General features: G+C 69.8%; 8 protein-coding genes. 4 read left to right on the top strand and 4 right to left on the bottom strand.

Annotated elements, in window-relative coordinates; translation table 11 throughout:
• Nucleotides 1-107 precede the first annotated feature (107 nt).
• Nucleotides 108-1421, bottom strand: coding sequence for an ABC transporter substrate-binding protein (locus tag ACFCYE_RS11345; RefSeq protein WP_376178771.1), 1314 nt, complete (start codon nt 1419-1421; stop codon nt 108-110).
• 185 nt (nt 1422-1606) lie between these two features.
• On the opposite strand from ACFCYE_RS11345, the gene ACFCYE_RS11340 reads away from it, so the two are divergent.
• The 3 genes from ACFCYE_RS11340 to ACFCYE_RS11330 are packed head-to-tail and all read left to right on the top strand — an operon-like array spanning nt 1607 to nt 8100.
• On the top strand, nt 1607-4270 hold the full coding sequence (locus tag ACFCYE_RS11340; protein ID WP_376178769.1) for a family 78 glycoside hydrolase catalytic domain: 2664 nt from the start codon (nt 1607-1609) through the stop codon (nt 4268-4270).
• Nucleotides 4267-7038 (top strand): family 78 glycoside hydrolase catalytic domain, encoded by a 2772-nt coding sequence (locus ACFCYE_RS11335; protein ID WP_376178767.1) that lies wholly within the window; start codon nt 4267-4269, stop codon nt 7036-7038. The genes ACFCYE_RS11340 and ACFCYE_RS11335 overlap by 4 nt, the downstream gene beginning before the upstream one ends.
• Nucleotides 7039-7092: 54 nt before the next feature.
• Complete coding sequence (locus tag ACFCYE_RS11330) at nt 7093-8100, top strand: LacI family DNA-binding transcriptional regulator (protein ID WP_376178765.1); 1008 nt, start codon at nt 7093-7095, stop codon at nt 8098-8100.
• 50 nt (nt 8101-8150) lie between these two features.
• Here ACFCYE_RS11330 and ACFCYE_RS11325 read toward each other — a convergent pair whose 3' ends face one another.
• Nucleotides 8151-11909: a DUF5979 domain-containing protein gene (locus ACFCYE_RS11325; protein ID WP_376178764.1), complete on the bottom strand. Its 3759-nt coding sequence runs from the start codon at nt 11907-11909 to the stop codon at nt 8151-8153.
• 179 nt (nt 11910-12088) lie between these two features.
• Between ACFCYE_RS11325 and ACFCYE_RS11320 the strand changes: the two genes are divergently transcribed.
• Entirely contained in the window at nt 12089-15130 is a 3042-nt protein-coding gene (locus tag ACFCYE_RS11320) for a glycoside hydrolase family 2 TIM barrel-domain containing protein (protein WP_376178762.1), read from the top strand.
• A gap of 41 nt (nt 15131-15171) precedes the next feature.
• Here ACFCYE_RS11320 and ACFCYE_RS11315 read toward each other — a convergent pair whose 3' ends face one another.
• Nucleotides 15172-16440 carry a four-carbon acid sugar kinase family protein gene (locus tag ACFCYE_RS11315; protein WP_376178761.1) on the bottom strand — a complete coding sequence of 423 codons (1269 nt, stop codon included), beginning with the start codon at nt 16438-16440 and terminating at the stop codon, nt 15172-15174.
• Complete coding sequence (locus ACFCYE_RS11310) at nt 16433-17689, bottom strand: RuBisCO large subunit C-terminal-like domain-containing protein (protein WP_376178759.1); 1257 nt, start codon at nt 17687-17689, stop codon at nt 16433-16435. Before ACFCYE_RS11310 ends, ACFCYE_RS11315 begins: the two co-directional genes overlap by 8 nt.
• Between the last annotated feature and the right edge of the window lies 1 nt (nt 17690).

The raw sequence follows: 17690 nt of genomic DNA, 5'->3' as shown, positions 1-17690 counted from the left end.
TTTGGCCCGCGGTGGGGGCTCAAAAACTGCTGGTTTTTGGGGGTCCCCGTCTAGGTCTTGGGTGGGGGGGCCCCGCGGGGCGCCCCCGCACCGGGGTCAAGCGGCGATCACCAGCCGTCGAGTCCGAGCTGCTGGGCCTGCTTCTTCACGTCTTCGTCGTAGAGCGCGGCGCCATCGTCGGCGGGGCGGATGCCGCTGCCGACCTCGACCGTGATGTTCTCGAGGTTCGGTCCCTTGATGGGCGACAGGAACTCGAGCGCCGGGTTGGTGTTTCCCTCGTCGAAGTACGGCTGCATGTCCGTGAGCAGGCCGGGAACATCATCCGGAAGCTCGCAGGCGCTGGTCGCGAACGGGCCACTGGGCACCATCGCGGTGGTCTGGACCTCGCAGCCCCCGGGAGAGTTGATGAACGCGATGAGCTTCTTCGCCGCCTCGAGCTTGTCGCCCTCCGTCGTCTTCGGGATGTACACGGCGTTCGGCAGCCACACCGTCAGTTTCGTGTCCTCGGCGCTCTGCGCCGGCAGCGGGAAGACGCCGATGTTCTCCAGCTCGTCCGGGAAGTTCTGCTGGAACGTCGAGACGATGCCGGTGAGGATCGGGTAGTGCGCGCCCTCTCCTGTGGCGACCATGCGGGCTCCGTCGTCGTACACGGCGGACGCGTAGTCCTCGTTCCACCAGCCGGCCTCGAAGCCGGCCTGCTGGTTGGCGAAACCCTGCAGAGCGGGCTCGTCCGCGTACTTCCGCTTGCCCGCGGTGTACTCGTCGGCCCAGTCCTCGTCCTGGGCGAGCACGTTCCCGAAGTCGCCGAGGATGAACAGCTGGCTCGTCCAGGTGTCGCCGTAGGTCTGGATGACCGGAGTGATGCCCGCGGCCTTGATCGCCTCGTTGTTCGCGGCGAACTCGTCCCAGCTGGTCGGGACCTCAAGACCGAGATCCGCGTAGACCTTCTTGTTGTAGACGACGGCTCCCGCCTGGGTCGCGCCGAACGGGGCGCCGTAGATGGCGTTTTCGGTCGAGACGACGGCGGTCATCGTGTCGATGAGGTCGCCGACCCACGGCTGGTCATCCAGCGGCACGAGGTTCTGATCCGGGTTGAGCGCCTGGAACAGCGAACCCGAGTTGTAGTAGAAGACGTCCTCCATCTCGCCGGTGGAGAGCTTGGTCTTCATGAGGTTGTCGCCCTCGGTGCCCGCCGGCTGGGACTCCAGCTTGACCGTGATGTCGGGGTTCTCGGCCTCGAACGCATCGATGAGCGCCTCGGCGATCTCGATGTTCGTCCCCGTGTTCTGCGTGAGGAACGAGATCTCGACCTTGCCGTCGGCGCTGCCGCCGCCACCGGTGCTGCAGGCGGCGAGCGGAACTGCGAGGGCTGCGACGCCGACTGCGGCGAGGAGAACCCTTCGGGTACGGGTGCTGTCCATCCTTCTACCTCCATGTAAAAGCTGACTCTGGGTTGCGGTCTCGACGTCGAGGCCGTCATGCTGTTGAATGGGATGCGTTGAAACCATTCAACTCCCCGTAAGGTACGACGATCCGAGGCGAGAGTCAACGGTCGTTTCCGAATTGAGTCGTGCGCGATGACGCGCACAGTGGAAGGACGAACGCCATGGCGGCCACCCCACCCCTCACGCAGTCCGACGCGTCTGCCCGCGTGGTCTCGCTGCGCTCGCAGCACGGCGCAGGTCTGCTCGGGATCCCGTCCCGAGGGCTGCGCCTGACCTGGCGCAGCGAGAGTTCCACTCCGGGCGCCGGCCAGCTCGCCTACCAGCTCGCGACGGGCCCTGCAGGTGGTGAGCGCACGCCGGGAGACGTGGTCGCCTCCGTCGATTCGGTGGCGATCCCGGTGGGCGACCTCGCATCGGGAGAGCGGCGCGGATACGCGGTGCGCATCGCGACCGCCGAGGGCTGGACACCCTGGAGCGACGAGCTCGTCGTCGAGGCAGGAGCGGACGTCGCCGACCTCGCCGCCGCCGTCATCGGCATCCCGAGCGAGGTCGAAGGTCCGGCCGCACTGCTTCGCACGACGTTCGTCGTGGACGCGATGCCGGAGCGCGCTCGACTCCGGCTGAGCGCGCTCGGACTCGTGGACGCCTGGATCAACGGCGAGCGAGCCGGCGACGCCAGGCTCACGCCAGGGTGGACCTCGTACGGCACGCGTGTGCTGATGGATACGATCGACGTCACCGGCCTGCTGCGCGAGGGCGACAACGTCATCGTGCTGGAGGTCGGTGACGGCTGGTACCGCGGGCGGATGGGGTTCGCGAACCGCACCGGGATCTACGGCGACCGCTCCGGCGCGATCGCGCAGATCGATACGGAGGACGGCGTGCTCGTCGCCACCGATGAGACGTGGCGCGGCGGTTTCGGCGCGGTGCGATCCGCGAGCATCTACGACGGAACGGTCACCGACCTGCGCCAGCGTGCAGAGGGCGTGCACGAGGCATCCTTCGACGACTCCGGCTGGACCGCGGCATCCGTGATCCCCACCGACCTGGCCCGGTTCGAACCGCGTTCCGCGCCGCCGATCCGCGTCGTGGCGGAGCGCGAGATGACGCGCACGGACCGCGACGGCGCCGTGCAGTTCGACAGCGGACAGAACGTGTCCGGCTGGGTGCGGCTGGTGGTGCGCGGCCGCGCGGGCGACGTCGTCACCGTCCGGCACGCCGAGATCCTCGAGCCGTCCGGCGACCTGCACACCGCCGCGCTGCGCAGTGCGAAGGCGACGGATTCCTACACGCTCGACCGCGACGGCGAGCACGTGCTGGAGCCGCAGTTCACGTTCCACGGCTTCCAGCACGCCGAGGTCACCGGGCCCGTCGAGGTGGTTTCGGCCACCGCCGTCGCGATCTCGAGCGACCTCCCGGCGCGTTCCGCATTCCGCTCGGCATCCGACGCGCTGGACCGATTCCACTCGAACGTGATCTGGTCGCAGCGCGACAACTTCGTGTCGGTTCCGACCGACTGCCCGCAGCGCGACGAGCGACTGGGTTGGACGGGCGACGCGCAGGCCTTCGCCGCGACGGCCAGCACCCTGATGGATGCCGAGGCCTTCTGGCGGAACTGGCTACTCGATCTCGAGGCGGACCAGACCGACGAGGGCGGCGTCGCCTCCGTGGTGCCCGACATCATCCGCTTCGAGGACATGCGCATGGGTGAGGGGCCGGTCGACAACATGGGCCGCGCCGGCTGGGCGGATGCCGCGACGATCGTCCCGCTCGCGGTCTACGAGGCCTCCGGCAGCGATGAGGTGCTCCGGCAGCAGCTGCGCAGTATGCGTCGGTGGGTCGACCACCTGCGGCGCAGGGCGGGCGAGGGCATCGTGCTGCCGACCGAGCCCTTCCAGTACGGCGACTGGCTCGATCCGGATGCCCCCGGCGAGCGTCCGTGGGAGGCGAAGGTCTCCAGCGACTACGTCGCGAATGCCTTCTACGTGCAGTCCGCGCGTCTTCTGGCCCGCGCCGAGCGGCTCGTCGGCGACACGACTCGCGGCGACGAGTACGACGCGCTGGCCGATCGTGTCGCTGCGGCGACGTGGAAGCGCTGGGGCGGCGAGGCCGTGACGACGCAGACCGGCGCGGCGCTCGCGCTCGAGTTCGCGATCGCACCGGACGCCGAGCGCGCCGCGGTCGCCGACGGCCTCGCCGCGAACGTCCGCGCCGAGAACGGACGCATCTCCACGGGCTTCCTCGGCACGCCTCTCGTGCTGTTCGCGCTGTCGAACAACGGGCATCTCGACGAGGCCTACCTCATGCTGCTGCGCCGCGAAGCGCCGAGCTGGCTCTACCAGGTCGACCGCGGAGCGACGACGGTGTGGGAGCGCTGGGATGCGATCCGGCCCGATGGGAGCATCCACTCCGGCGACATGGATGCCGGCTCGCATGATGAAGGCGGCAGCATGCTCTCGTTCAACCACTACGCGTACGGCGCCATGATCGACTGGGTCTACCGGACGGTCGCCGGACTGGCTCCGGCCGAGCCTGGCTATCGCCGCGCGCGGATCGCACCGCGTCCCGCCGTCGCGCTCGATCACGCCGCGGCGACCATCGACACCGCGTACGGCCGGCTCGCGATCGACTGGCGACTGGACGGCGACGAGCTCAGGGCGACGGTGGAGGTGCCGTTCGGCGTCACCGCTGAACTGGACCTTCCGGTGACCGCGGCGTCGAGGGTCACAGTCGACGGGGCAGCGGCATCCGGCGTCCTTGCCAGCGGAATCCACGAGATCACGGTGACGGCCCCGGCCGTCGCCGGAGGCGAGGGGCGATCATGAGCATCAGGATCGTACGCATCGACGTCGATGCACCGCACGGCAGCGACCTCGTCGCCACCCCCGGCCCCGCCATCGGGTGGGTCACCGAGGCGGATGCCGAGGGCTGGCATCAGGCGAGTGCCGAGCTCTCGCTGACCACGGCCGAGGGCACGCAGCAGCACGTCGTCGAGGGGCGCCGGTCCGTGCGGGTGGCGTGGCCGTTCCGTCCTCTGGCTCCTCGTGAAGAGGTGTCGCTGCGCGTGCGCGTCACCGGTGTCGACGGCGAGACATCGGAGTGGAGCGCTGCGCGCCGGATCGTCGCCGGGTTCCTCGCAGAGGAGGAATGGCGGGCCCGCACGATCGCGGCGGCCGCGCCCTCAGTGCCGGCGGAGCCCGCGGTGCTGCGCCGCGCGATCTCGGTCTCGTCCGACGTCCGTCGCGCGACGCTCTATGCGACCGCGGTCGGTGTGTACCAGGCGGCCGTCAACGGCACGGACGTCGATGACCAGGTGCTCAAGCCGGGATGGACGCCGTTCCAGGCCAGGACGGTGCACGAGACCACCGACGTGACGGCACTGCTGCGCTCGGGCGCGAACGAGATCACGGTGCGTCTTGCCGGCGCGTGGGCGACCGAGCGGTACGGATTCCGCGACAACGCCCGGCCGATGTACGCGGATCAGCCGCGCTTCGCGGCGCAGCTGCTGATCGAGTACTCCGACGGTCGCTCGGAGCTGGTCGTCACCGACGGCACCTGGGAGAGCGCCCCGGGCCCGATCACCGCCAGCGGACTGTACGCGGGTGAGGATCACGACGCCCGCCGGACGCCGCAGGAGTGGACGGCGGTCGCCGTCGTCGACGACCTGCCGGTCCCCGAAGCGCGCGTCTCGCCGTTCGTCCGACGGATCGAAGAACGACAGGCCGTCGAGGTCATCACGACGCCCGGTGGGAAGACCGTGCTGGACTTCGGTCAGAATCTCGTCGGTCGGCTGCGCATCCGCGTCGCCGGCCCCGCCGGCACCGTCGTGACGCTGCGGCACGCCGAGGTGCTCGAGCACGGCGAGCTGGGCACCCGGCCGCTTCGAGCCGCCGCGGCGACCGACACGTACACGCTGGCGGGTGCAGGGGACGAGGAGTGGGAGCCGGAGTTCACCTTCCACGGATTCCGGTACGCCGAGATCGACGGGTGGCCGGGCGAGTTCGACCCCGCCGATGTCACAGCCGTCGTGATCCACAGTGACATGGAGCGCACGGGATGGTTCGACACCTCCCACGCGCTCGTGCGGCAGCTGCACGAGAACGTCGTGTGGGGCCTGCGCGGCAACTTCCTCTCGGTCCCCACCGACTGCCCTCAGCGCGACGAGCGGCTCGGCTGGACCGGGGACATCCAGGTCTTCGCCCCGACGGCGAGCTTCCTGTACGACGTCCGAGGCTTCCTGGAATCGTGGCTGCGCGACCTCGAGATCGAGCAGATCGACGGCGTCGTGCCGTTCGTCGTGCCGAACGTGCTCGGTCCGGCGCGTCCGGCGGCCGCATGGGGAGACGCGGCGACGGTCGTGCCCTGGGTGCTGCACGAGCGCTTCGCCGATCTCGACACGCTCGAGCGCCAGTACGACAGCATGCGCTCATGGACCGATGCGATCGTCGCGCTCGCCGGAGAGCGGCGGCTCTGGGAGGGCATGTTCCAGTTCGGGGACTGGCTCGACCCCGACGCGCCGCCGAACCAGCCGGCCAAGGCGAAGACCTCGACCGACATCGTCGCGAGCGCCTACGTCTTCCGTTCTGCCGATCTGACAGCTCGATCGGCTGCGCTGCTGGGGCGGACATCGGATGCCGAGACGTACGCGCGCATCGCCGAGGAGGTGCGACAGGCGTTCCTCGCCGAGTACGTCACCACGGCGGGACGGATGATGTCGGACGCGCAGACGGCGTACGCCCTCGCGATCGTCTTCGACATCGTCGAGCCGGAGCGGCGCCAGGCGCTCGGCGACCGGCTGGCCGAGCTGACCAGACTCGGCGGCTACCGGATCGGAACGGGGTTCGTCGGCACACCGATCATTCAGGACGCACTCACCCGCACCGGGCACCTGGACGTGGCACGGCGCCTGCTGACGGCGACCGAGAATCCGTCCTGGCTGTACCCGGTCACGATGGGGGCGACCACGATCTGGGAGCGCTGGGATTCCATGCTCCCCGACGGCACGATCAACCCGGGCGAGATGACCTCGTTCAACCACTACGCTCTCGGCGCGATCGCGGACTGGCTGCACCGTTCGCTGGCCGGGCTCGCTCCCGCGGAACCGGGGTACGCGCGTCTGCACATCGAGCCGCGGCCGCTGCAGGGGTTCGACTTCGCCGAGGCGGCGCACCTCACGCCGTACGGACGAGCACGGGTGCGCTGGGATCGCGACGGCGACGACATCGTGGTGCAGCTGACCGTGCCGGCGAACACCGACGCCGATGTGGTGCTGCCCGACGGGCAGCGGCACACGGTCGGCTCGGGGACGCACCGGTTCTCCTGTGCCGCCCCGCCGGTCGTCGATGTGCCCTCAGCGGTGGGGCTCTCCTCGAGTCTCGCCGCGATCATCGATGACGCCGAAGCATACGAGGAGATCGTCGACGCTCTGACGCAGTGGCGTCCGTCCGCGGCGGAGGACTTCCGCAACGCGACGCAGTGGGGAGCCCGGCTCGCACTGGAGGACCGGCTCGCGCACCTCGCAGGTCCCGACGTGCGCGACACGATCGCGCGACGGCTGACGGAGCTCAGCACCCGGAGGATCGCCGGCGCATAAGCGGCGTTGCGGATGCCGTACACTCGCGGACAGCGCGACAGGAAGAGGCGGACAGTGGCAGTGAGTGTACGCGACGTGGCGGCGATCGCCGGGGTCTCGGTCGGCACCGTCTCGAACGTGCTCAATCGGCCGGACAAGGTCGCGGCCGGCACCGTGGAACGGGTGCAGGCCGCGATCGAGGAGCTCGGTTTCGTGCGCAACGACGCCGCTCGTCAACTGCGCGCCGGTCGCAGCCGGAGCATCGGTCTCGTCGTCCTCGATGCCGGCAACCCGTTCTTCTCCGACGTCGCACGCGGCGCGGAGGTGCGAGCTGAGGAGGACCGGCTCTCGGTGCTGCTGGGCAACAGCGACGAGGACGCGTCGCGCGAGGACGGCTATCTCGACCTGTTCCGTGAGCAGCGCGTCAACGGCGTGCTGATCACCCCGGCATCCGACGACGCGGCGAAGCTGCGCCGCCTGCAGGATTCCGGAACGCCGGTCGTCCTCGTCGATCACGAGATCCCGGGGAGCGGATTCAGCTCGGTGTCGGTCGACGACGTCGAGGGCGGCTACCTGGCGGCGAAGCACCTGCTGGAGGTCGGGCGGCGACGGCTGGTGTTCGTCGGCGGGCCGGCGACGATCGCGCAGGTCGCGCACCGCCTGACCGGCGCGCGGCGCGCGGTCGCGGAGGTCGCCGATGCCGCCCTCGAGGTCGTCGAGATGCCGGCGCTGACGGTGCTGCACGGACGCGACGCGGGGGAGGATCTCGTCCGTCGCAGCGCCGCCGATCGGCCGGACGCGATCTTCGCCGCGAATGACCTGCTGGCCGTCGGCGTCCTGCAGGCACTGACGATGTTCAGCGATGTGCGGGTGCCCTCGGACATCGCGCTGATCGGCTACGACGACATCGACTTCGCGGCCGCGACCGTCGTGCCGCTGAGCTCGATCCGCCAGCCGGCGCAGCTCATCGGTCATACCGCCGTCGACCTGCTGCTGCGCTCCATCGACGATCCGGACGGCGACTACGAGCGCAACGTGCGCTTCCGTCCCGAACTGGTCGTCCGCGCCTCGACCGTCGGCTGAGGTCCCCTCGTCGCGCGTCGGGCACCGGGCTCTCAGCGGACGAGCCGACCTCAGACCGCGCTGCGGCGGACGGCGATCAGGGCGATCCCGGCGGCGATGAGCAGGAATGCCGCCAGCGACACGAGCGGCGGTACTCCCTCGCCGCCGGTCTTCGGAAGCTCGCCGCTATCTCTGCCGCCGCTGTCTGCACCAGCGCCGCTATCGCTGTTCGCGCCCGTGTCACTGTCGGCGTCCGCGCCACTGTCGCTGTCGGCACCGCTGTCCGCGTCTGCACCGGTGTCACTGTCACCGTCCGGCACATCGGCGTGATTCACGACCGAGAAAGCGAGCGATTCGCCGCCGACCAGGTCGACGCTCGCCCAGCCGTCGGCATCCGTCGTCAGGGACTGGCCGTCGACCGCCCAGGTCGCGGCCTCCCAGGTCACGCCGTCGACCGCAGGCGGCGCGACCTCGCGGATCCTCAGCGACGCTCCGGCCGGGAGTTCCGTCACGGTGATGCTCTCCCCGGCGGCCAGGCTCGCGGTCTCGACCGCGCCGCCGTCGAGGGAGTATTCGATCGTGTAGACCGTGTCGTCCGGCACGCGGGAAGCGCCATCGCCGTCGACCGTCTTAACCACCGAGAACGCGGACGTCGGGGTGCTGTTCGCCGTGTTCGTCATCGTGAGCGCGATCGGATCGGGTGCGTCGCCACCGGCAAGGCGCAGGGTGACCGCGCCGCCGGGTGCGGTGACGAGCTCCTCACCGTTCGCACTCCAGCTGACCGGTCCCCAGCTGACCCCGTCGATCACGGGCAGTTCGCCCTCGCGCAGTTCGACGATGGTTCCGACCGGCAGGTAGGGCGACACGGCAGGCGCGTCGATAGCCGCTTCGAGCGGGGTCTGGACGTCGAGCCCCTCAGCCCACAGCACCGGGAACAGGGTGTCCGCGGGCACGAGATCCGCGGCATCCCCGACGATCTGCTTCTCGACCGAGAAGCGGGTCATCTCCACAGCCGTGTTCGTGACCTCAAGCTCGGACGTCCCGCCCCGGACGACGAAGGAGTCGGACGGACTCCAGATGGTGCCGCCCCAGACGTACTCGGGCGGCAGTGCTGAGGCATCGGGGGCGACCTCGGCCAGGTGCACGACCGTGCCGATCGGGAACACGACGGGCTGGCCCTGATCATCGACGGGCCCGGCCTGCGTGCCGTCCGCCGGCAGCGGGAAGCTGCCGGTCTCGACGGTGCCGAGGGGGAGGCGGGCTTCGTAGTCGACCGTGAACGAGTCGACCAGCAGATCCTCCGGCGCGATACCGGCCAGATCCTTACTGACGACGAACGTGCCCACGCGCACAGAGTGATAGTTGGTGATCGTGCCGGACACGGTGCCCTGATCATCCGTGCCGATCACGAGCTCACCGGCTGCGCTCCCGACCGGCGTCTCCCATCGGATCGACTCCGGCGTCGGCGCGCGCAGCTCGCCGTAGGTGATCACGGTCCCGTATGGGAACAGGAGCGGCTCGCCCGCGGCATCCACAGGCCCCACCGGCGTGCCGTCGCCGGGCAGGCGCAGGACGCCGTCGGTGGTGACGCCGCCGGGGGTCGTGGCGGTCCAGGACACGCTGAACTCCAGTCCCGACGGGAGATGGATGCCGGAGGCGAACTGCTTGTCCAGCTGGAAGGTGCCCTGCTTCATCTCGTTGACGACCTCGATGACGATGTCACCGGTGCCGGGCAGCGGGATCGAGGCGATCTCGTCGAAACCGCCGGGAGCGTACTCCTGGGTCTCGCCGTCGGCCGTCACGAGGAACACCGGATCCTGCCATTCGGCCGGATCCGTGGGGTCGCCGTCGAGCGTCGGGACGGCTTCCGCGAGATCGAGCGTCTCTGCGCCCGTCTCGATGTCGTCGAGCAGCTCGGGGTCGCCGAGCGGCAGCACCCGATCGGTGCGGGCCGGCGCCGGGACGGTGTTGTAGCTGACGGTGTACTCGTAGTCCGCGTCCGTTCCGACCGCGGATTTCACGATCGAGATCGTGCGTTCGGCGTCATCAGGCGCCAGTGTGTTGGTGAGGGCGACCGCGACCGTGGTGTCGTCGCCGATCAGGAACGTGCGGCCCGGATCCCACGACGAGCTCACCCAGCGGTAGCCGTCGGGGGGCGTGACGCCGGAGCGGTCCTCAGTGAGCACGATGCGCGTGCCGGTCGGGAAGTCCTGGCCGACCTCGATCGTCGTGCCGTCGAGCGGTGCGGCCAGCGTGCCGGAGCCGATCCGCTCACCGCCGTCGAACGCGGTCCAGTGCACGGGGACGGTTCCGGTCGGGCTCACCGTGCCGCCCTCAGGGTCGAGCACCTCGACGTTCTTCGTCACGCTGAACGTGCCCGTCTGTGCTGCGGCGACGTTCGTCACGACGACGTCGGCCGTGCCGGTGCCGATCGTGAGCTGCTCCGGCGTGATCGTCGCATCGGTCCACTCGTACCCGGGAACGGATTCCGGATCGATCTCTTCGAACGTGATCACCGTGCCGGTGGGGAATGATTCGCCCGCGGCGACCCAGCCGCCGTCGGCCGGAACCTCGAGGGTGCCCGTCGACGGCGTGCCGCCCGGCTCGGTCGCGGTGAAGTTCACGGTGAAGGTCGTGCCGGCGGGCAGCTGCTCGGGGTCGATGCCTTCGAGCTCCTTGTGGATGCGGAAGGTGCCGTTCTCGGCGTTGCAGGCGATCTGACCGGCGAACAGGTACGAGTGCACCTCGCCGCCGAGAAGAGTGACGTTGTCGCCGATCACCTGACCGTCCAGCGGAGAGGCATTGACGGACACGTCCGCGTCCGGAGCGTAGATCGAGCCGTCCATGCGACCGCCGCCGGCGTCGATCGAGACGTCGCCCGTGACGGCGGAGAGATCCCACAGCGTGTACGGCGAATACGCGCCCTGGGGGTCGATGCGCGCGCCGGTGACGGAGGTCGTGCCGGCCGGCACCTGAATCACCAGCGGGTTCTCGATTCCGGGGGTGGGGCCGTCCGAGAACTGGATCAGTGCGGTGCCGGCGATCTCGGCGTAGTCGACGACGTTCACCTGGTCGGGGCTGAGGGGTGCGAGAACGGCGCGGTCGCCGGTGTTCTCCTCCACGGAGACCTGGTGCGCGGACTCCGGCAGTCCGGCCAGACACGCCGCCGCATCGTCGTAGGAGGCCTCGGCGTTCGCCTCGACGTAGTCGGCGACCGCCGTCGCGGAGGTGTCGGCCGTGTAGATGCTGCTGTCGCCCGTCGTGGATGCCGGGGGCGCGGCGTCTTCCGGATACGTCTGCGCGGTGGCGTCGATGATCGGTGCCTGATCGGGCGACGACGCATTCAGATTGAGGCGCAGCCAGTCGGCACGAGCGGAGGCCTCCCAGGGGCCGTCGCGTTCGACCATCTTCAGGTCGCCCTGCAACGTCGGATCCGACGTGCCGGCACTGGTGATCGCCGTGATGCCGCCACTGGACGGCGAGTACGAGTCGACCAGCAGACGGGTCGGGTCGCCGTCGATCGACGGGATCGTGTAGTCCGCGGTGCCGGCCGCGACGTGGATGATCGCGTACTGCGAATCGCCGGGCTTCGTCGCGATGCCGCCGGCGGCGATGCTGCCCTCGGTCTCCTGGTTGCCGAGCGTGATGTCGTCGCGCGCGTATACCGTGAACCCGCCGGTCATCGCCAGCGGGTTGAACGTGTCCGGGTATGCGGCCTGTGCCGGGGCGGAGGCCGCGATCGGAGCGACGACGGCCGCGGTCAGGGCGAGGGCACCGACCGTGACGGCGGACACGAGGCGGCGAGCACGGCGAACGGTGTGGTGCGGCATCTGACTGGTCTCTCGATGTCTTCGGGTGCGCCCATTTCGGGTGATCGGCGTTGCTCCGAGCGTAACCGAACGTCGGCATTGGGACCGATTCCACGGTCAGCACGGTGAGATGGATCAGAACGTCCTGGACAGCGCAGGACGCCTCAAGTAGATTTGATTCAGAACCGAATGGATATGCAATGACGTCGATCGACCGGTACTGGGAGAGCACACGACCCGGGGAGGGACGCCGTGCGCCGCGCGCGGACGCCGTCACCGACGCGCCGGTGCTGGAGCTGAACGGCACGTGGCGCTTCCGGCTCAGCCCGACGGCAGCGGGCTCCGGTGCCGACTTCGTCCGCGAGGACTTCGACGACTCCGCCTGGGATCCGATGGCGGTGCCGTCGCACTGGGTGCTCGAGGAGTTCACCCCTCTCGCCGGCGGCCCGCGGCGGCGGATGCTCGGGACCGAAGAGGGACCCCTGTACACGAACACGGCATACCCCATCCCCCTCGACCCGCCACGGGTGTCGACCGAGAACCCGACCGGCGACTACCGTCTCGCGTTCGAGGTCCCCGCTGACTTCGGACCTGCCGTCCTCCGCTTCCAGGGCGTCGATTCGTGCGCCAAGGTCTGGCTGAACGGCGAGGAGCTCGGCTGGTCCACGGGCTCGCGGCTGCCGTTCGAGTTCGACGCCCCGGTCCGCGCCGGTCGCAACGTACTGGCAGTTCGCGTGCACCGCTGGTCGGCCGGTACGTACCTCGAGGATCAGGACATGTGGTGGCTGCCCGGCATCTTCCGTGACGTCGAGCTGATCGCGCGCCCGCAGGGAGCGATCGACGATCACTTCGTGCACGCCGATTACGACCACGCCACTGGTCTCGGGACCCTGCGCGTGGATGCCTCCGTGAACGCCGCGGTGGAGATCCCCGAGCTCGGCATCCTGATGTCCGCAGGCGAGACGGCCACCGTTCCGGTGGAGCCGTGGAGCGCAGAGAGTCCGCGGTTGTATCGCGGCATCCTGCGCTCGGCGGGGGAGCAGGCGGAGCTGGCCGTCGGGTTCCGTCGCGTCGAGATCATCGACGGCGTCTTCACGGTCAACGGGCGTCCGGTGACGTTCCGCGGCGTGAACCGGCACGAGCACCACCCCGACACAGGGCGGACGCTGGATCGCGACACGATGATCCGTGACATCGTGCTCATGAAGCAGGCGAACATCGACGCTGTTCGCACGAGTCACTATCCGCCCCATCCGGAGTTCGTGCGGCTGTGCGACGAATACGGGCTGTGGGTCGTCGTCGAGGTCGACCTGGAGACGCACGGCTTCATCTACGAGGGCTGGGAGCACAACCCGCCCGCGCTGCCGGAATGGCGCGACGCAGTCATGGATCGTCTGATGCGCACGGTCGAGCGCGACAAGAACCGGCCGAGCGTCGTCGTCTGGTCGCTCGCGAACGAGAGCATGACCGGCGACGGGTTCACCGAGATGCGCCGTTGGCTCGACGAGCGCGACCCGTCGCGCGCCGTGCTGTACGAGCGCGACCCCCGCTATCGCGACTCGGACTTCTACTCGCTGATGTATCCGTCCCTGGAACTGCTCGAGCAGATCGGACGGCGCGAGGAGCCGCGCGGCGGACGCCTGAGCATGCACGGGATGGTGTTCGACGCCGAGGGTGACGCGCCGGATGGGATCTCCGACGCCGACGACCAGCGCCGCCGCGGGCTGCCGTTCCTGCTGGTCGAGTACGCGCACGCGATGGGCAACGGTCCTGGCGGGCTGCAGGACTACTGGAAGGTCATCCGCGCGCACGACCGGCTGTGCGGTGCGTTCGTGTGGGAGTGGATCGACCACGGCTTCACCGCGCACACCGACGACGGCGCCGCATATACGATGCACGGCGACGACATCGACTACGAGCCGCGCGGGGGGCGGTTCAGCCTGCACGGTCTGGTGTTCAGCGATCGCACGCCGACGCCGGGTCTGGTCGAGCTCGCCAAGGCCCATGAGACGGTCCCGATCACGATCGGTGCGGGCCGGGTGGTGATCGCGAACGAGCGGCACAGCACCTCGACGGCGGACCTCGAATTCCGTTGGGCTGTCACGCGCGATGGCGAGCCGGTGGTCGACGGCGTGCTCGATGTGCCGACTCTGGAGCCGGGGGAGCAGTGCGAGATCGTCACGCCGGATGCCGCGGCCTCCGCGCTGCGGAGGGGGACACCGGGCGGCGACCTCGTCCTGACCATCGAGGCCGTGCTCGCCGTCGACACCGTCTGGGCGCAGGCGGGGCATGTGGTGTCGTGGGGACAGTGGGTGAACCGCGGGGAGGTTCCCCTGCCATCCGCGCTGTCGCCGCGCGCGGCGAAGACCACTGCCTCTGCGGCACGCGGGGCGGAAACTCCGTCCGCGGACGTGCACCGCGTCGGCCCCGGCGTCTTCGACGCACGCGACGGCCGGCTGCTGCGGATCGGCGATCTGGAGATCGACGGTCCCGTGCTCGACCTCTATCGCGCGCCGACCGAGAACGACCGCGGGCAGGGGGACACGAACAATCTCGCGGCCGTGTGGCGCAAGACGATGTTGAATCGCCTGCTTCACCGTGTGGATTCCATCGCGGCCGAGGGCGGCCGCCTCACGGTGCGCGGTCGCACTGCGCCGCGGACGCACCCTCATGGTGCCGCGTGGACGATGACGTGGACTGCCGACGGTGACGGGATCCGCCTGAACGCGGACGTCGATTTCGTCGGCCCCTGGACCGATACGCCCTACATGAACCGCGACATCCCTGTCCCGCGGTTGGGTCTGCTGTTCGGGCTGCCCGGTGCCGCTGAGCGCGTGACCTGGTTCGGTCGCGGTCCGGGCGAGACGTATGCGGATTCGTTCGAGGCGTCGCGCGTCGGCCGGTTCGCCGCCTCGATCGATGAGCTGCAGGTGCCGTACCCGGTGCCGCAGGAGAACGGTAACCACACGCAGACGCGCTGGCTCGAAGTCGGCGGCCGAGACCTGCCGACGCTCCGGGTCGAGGGTGAACTGGAGTTCGACTTCACCGCGCGCCGATGGACTTCGCACGATCTGGAGCGCGCCGAGAAGCCGCACGAGCTGGTCGATTCGGGACGCGTGTGGCTGAACATCGATCACGCGCAGCAGGGTCTCGGCTCCGCTTCGGTGGGACCGGCGCTTCCCGAGCGCTACCGGATACCGCGTGAGCGGACCGCGTGGAGCGTGCGGCTGTCGGCGGACTGACGGGATGATCCGCGTCCTGACCGGACGCGGATCATCGTCGCCTACCGAGCGGCGCTGAGGGCCGCGACGTCGACGAACAGGTCGTCGTCGCCGACCTGGCCGCCCTTCAGGAGCAGTTCGACGCCGTCGATCGCATCATCCGTGCTGTGCGCGCGCAGGATGACGACATTGCCCCACGGGTTCGCGACGATGGACAGGGACTCGACGCCGAGCAGCCGCGTCACGCGGCTGGATGTGTCCCCGCCGCACACGATGACGCGTCGCGTCGCGTGGGCGGCGACGGCCGTTGAGACGACGGATGCCGCGGCATCAGCGATCGCCTCGAGAACGGGACGGTCGATCACCGCTGCGGTGTCGGCATCATCCGAGGTGAGCACGACGTCGCGCCCGGCGTGCAGCGCGTCGATCACGTTCACGACGGCGGAGGCGTCGTCGTCGAGGGGCAGAGGCAGCACGAGCCAGCCCGCGGCGGCCGCGGCATCCGCCTGGCGGCGGGTCTGCGCGGAGCGGCTTCCCGAGACGACCAGGACGGGGCCGGTTTCAACGGTCTGCGAGGTCGGTGCGGGGGCGGTGCCGGCCGCTGCCGCGGCGATGCCGTGCGAGAGTCCGCCGGAGCCGATCGCGAACACGGGGGAGGTCAGTTCCTGCAGTGCCAGGCCGATCGCTTCGAGGTGCTCGTCCGTGAGCGCATCCAGCACCACGGCCGCCTCCGCGGCCTCGCGCAGGCGAGCGGGGAGCCGATCCATCTCGAGCAGTGAGGAGGCACCTATCGCGGCATCCGTCTGGTGAGAGATGTGCACGGCGAGGTCGGCCTCGGTCATCGGCGTCGACGGATGCCGGGACATCGTCGGCTGTCGATCGAGCCGGTGGATCGTGCCGCGTTCGGCGGCGAAGTGCTGACCGAACACGGTGTAGCGGCCGAAGTCGGGCTGGGCGAACAGCATCGGCACTGCGCGGTCGCCGAAGGCCTCCCGGCCGAGCTCGATCACCCGCCCGAGGCTTCCCACGGCAGCGGACGAGTCCGCAGTCGAGCATGCCTTGTACTGCACCAGTCGCGGATCCAGCCCGGCGAACGCGGCGAACACCGGTCGCAACTCGGCTGTCATGGCGGCGGGATCGAGCGAACGCGAGATGCCGGCCACGCCCACCACGTCGACTTCGGATGCGGCGCGACGCAGCGTCGCGGCATCCGGGAGCGCCGTGAAGAGGCGGCCCGTCCAGCCGCGCCGCGCGAACTGCAGCAGCGCGTCGACGCTGCCGGTGAAGTCGTCGCCGTAGAACGCGACGACCCCGCGTGAGGAGCTAGACACGGACGGGCCCGAACCGTTCGGCCGCGCGACGGATCGCGTCGGATGCCGAGAACGCATCGTCGGCGCTCTCGCCCCGCGCCGCGGATGCCCACGCCTCGCGCATGCTGGCGACGCCGGCCGCAGCCCCGTCCGGATGGCCGTGGATGCCTCCGCCGGCGAGCACCAGCAGATCGGTCGTGCCGACGGCCGCGTACGTCGCGTGGGCGAGCCCCGCCCACTGCCCGGAGGACAGCACCGGCACCGTCGGCGCGAGACTCAGGAGCGGTTCGCGCACCGCCGCGATGGAATCGAGCACCTGGTCGTCCGTCTCGTAGAACTTGTTGCTGATGCCGTTGGTGTGCAGGTGGTCGGCGCCGGCGAGCCGGGCCAGCTTCTGCCACGCCCGGAATCCTATCCCCACCTGATCCGAGCGCCCGAACGACCCGAACATCGCACGATGCCCGTGGATGGGGACCTCGCTGTGGCGACGCAGGAATTCGAGCCCCGGGATGCCGAGGAGATTGATGCAGGCCATGACGGCCGTGCCGCCGGCCGCGACGACCAGGTCGTGGTTCGCCTCGAGGCGACCGATGTCGTCTGTGATGTTGAAGGCGTACATCGGCTTGCGGCCGGTGCGGTCCGCGTACCGCTCCAGGACGGGCATGACAGCCCGTACCCGCTCGGCGAGCGGAGCGGACGGCCCGTTGCCCTGCAGCTCGTCGTCCTTGATGAAATCGATCCCCGCCTCGGCGAGCTGACCGACCACCTCGGCGAGATCGGCCGGCGACAGTCCGATGCTCGGCTTGACGATCGTGCCGATCATGGTGCCGTGCGGTCGGCCCATGAGGCGCCGTGTCCCCTCGATCCCGAAGGCGGGACCGGGATAGCGCTCGGCGAACGCGGAAGGCAGGTCGAGGTCGATGAGCCGGATGGCCGCGAGCTCCTTGATCTCGAACAGGTTGCCGGCCACGGCGGCGAGGAGGTTCGGCAGCGAGGGTCCGAAGTTGCCGAGCGGGAAGCGCAGCCGGAGGACGGCTCTCCGCCGCAGCGACGGATCGCCGATCGCCCCGGGCAGAGGGGCGGACCCCGTCAGCGGCACCTCCCGGATCGACTCGACCTGAGCGGCGAACCGTGCGCGCAGGTCGTCGGATTCGCGCTCCACCCGGACGAACGTCCCCGTCGACTGCTCGCCGGCGAGTACCTCGGCGGCGTGCTGAAGCGGCAGCGAGGTCTCGATGATGTACGTCGCGATGACGTGCTGTGGTTCCATG

It is taken from the genome of Microbacterium sp. NPDC056234 (assembly GCF_042267585.1).
Taxonomy (GTDB): Bacteria; Actinomycetota; Actinomycetes; order Actinomycetales; family Microbacteriaceae; genus Microbacterium.
This window is presented reverse-complemented; position numbering and strand designations above follow the sequence as displayed.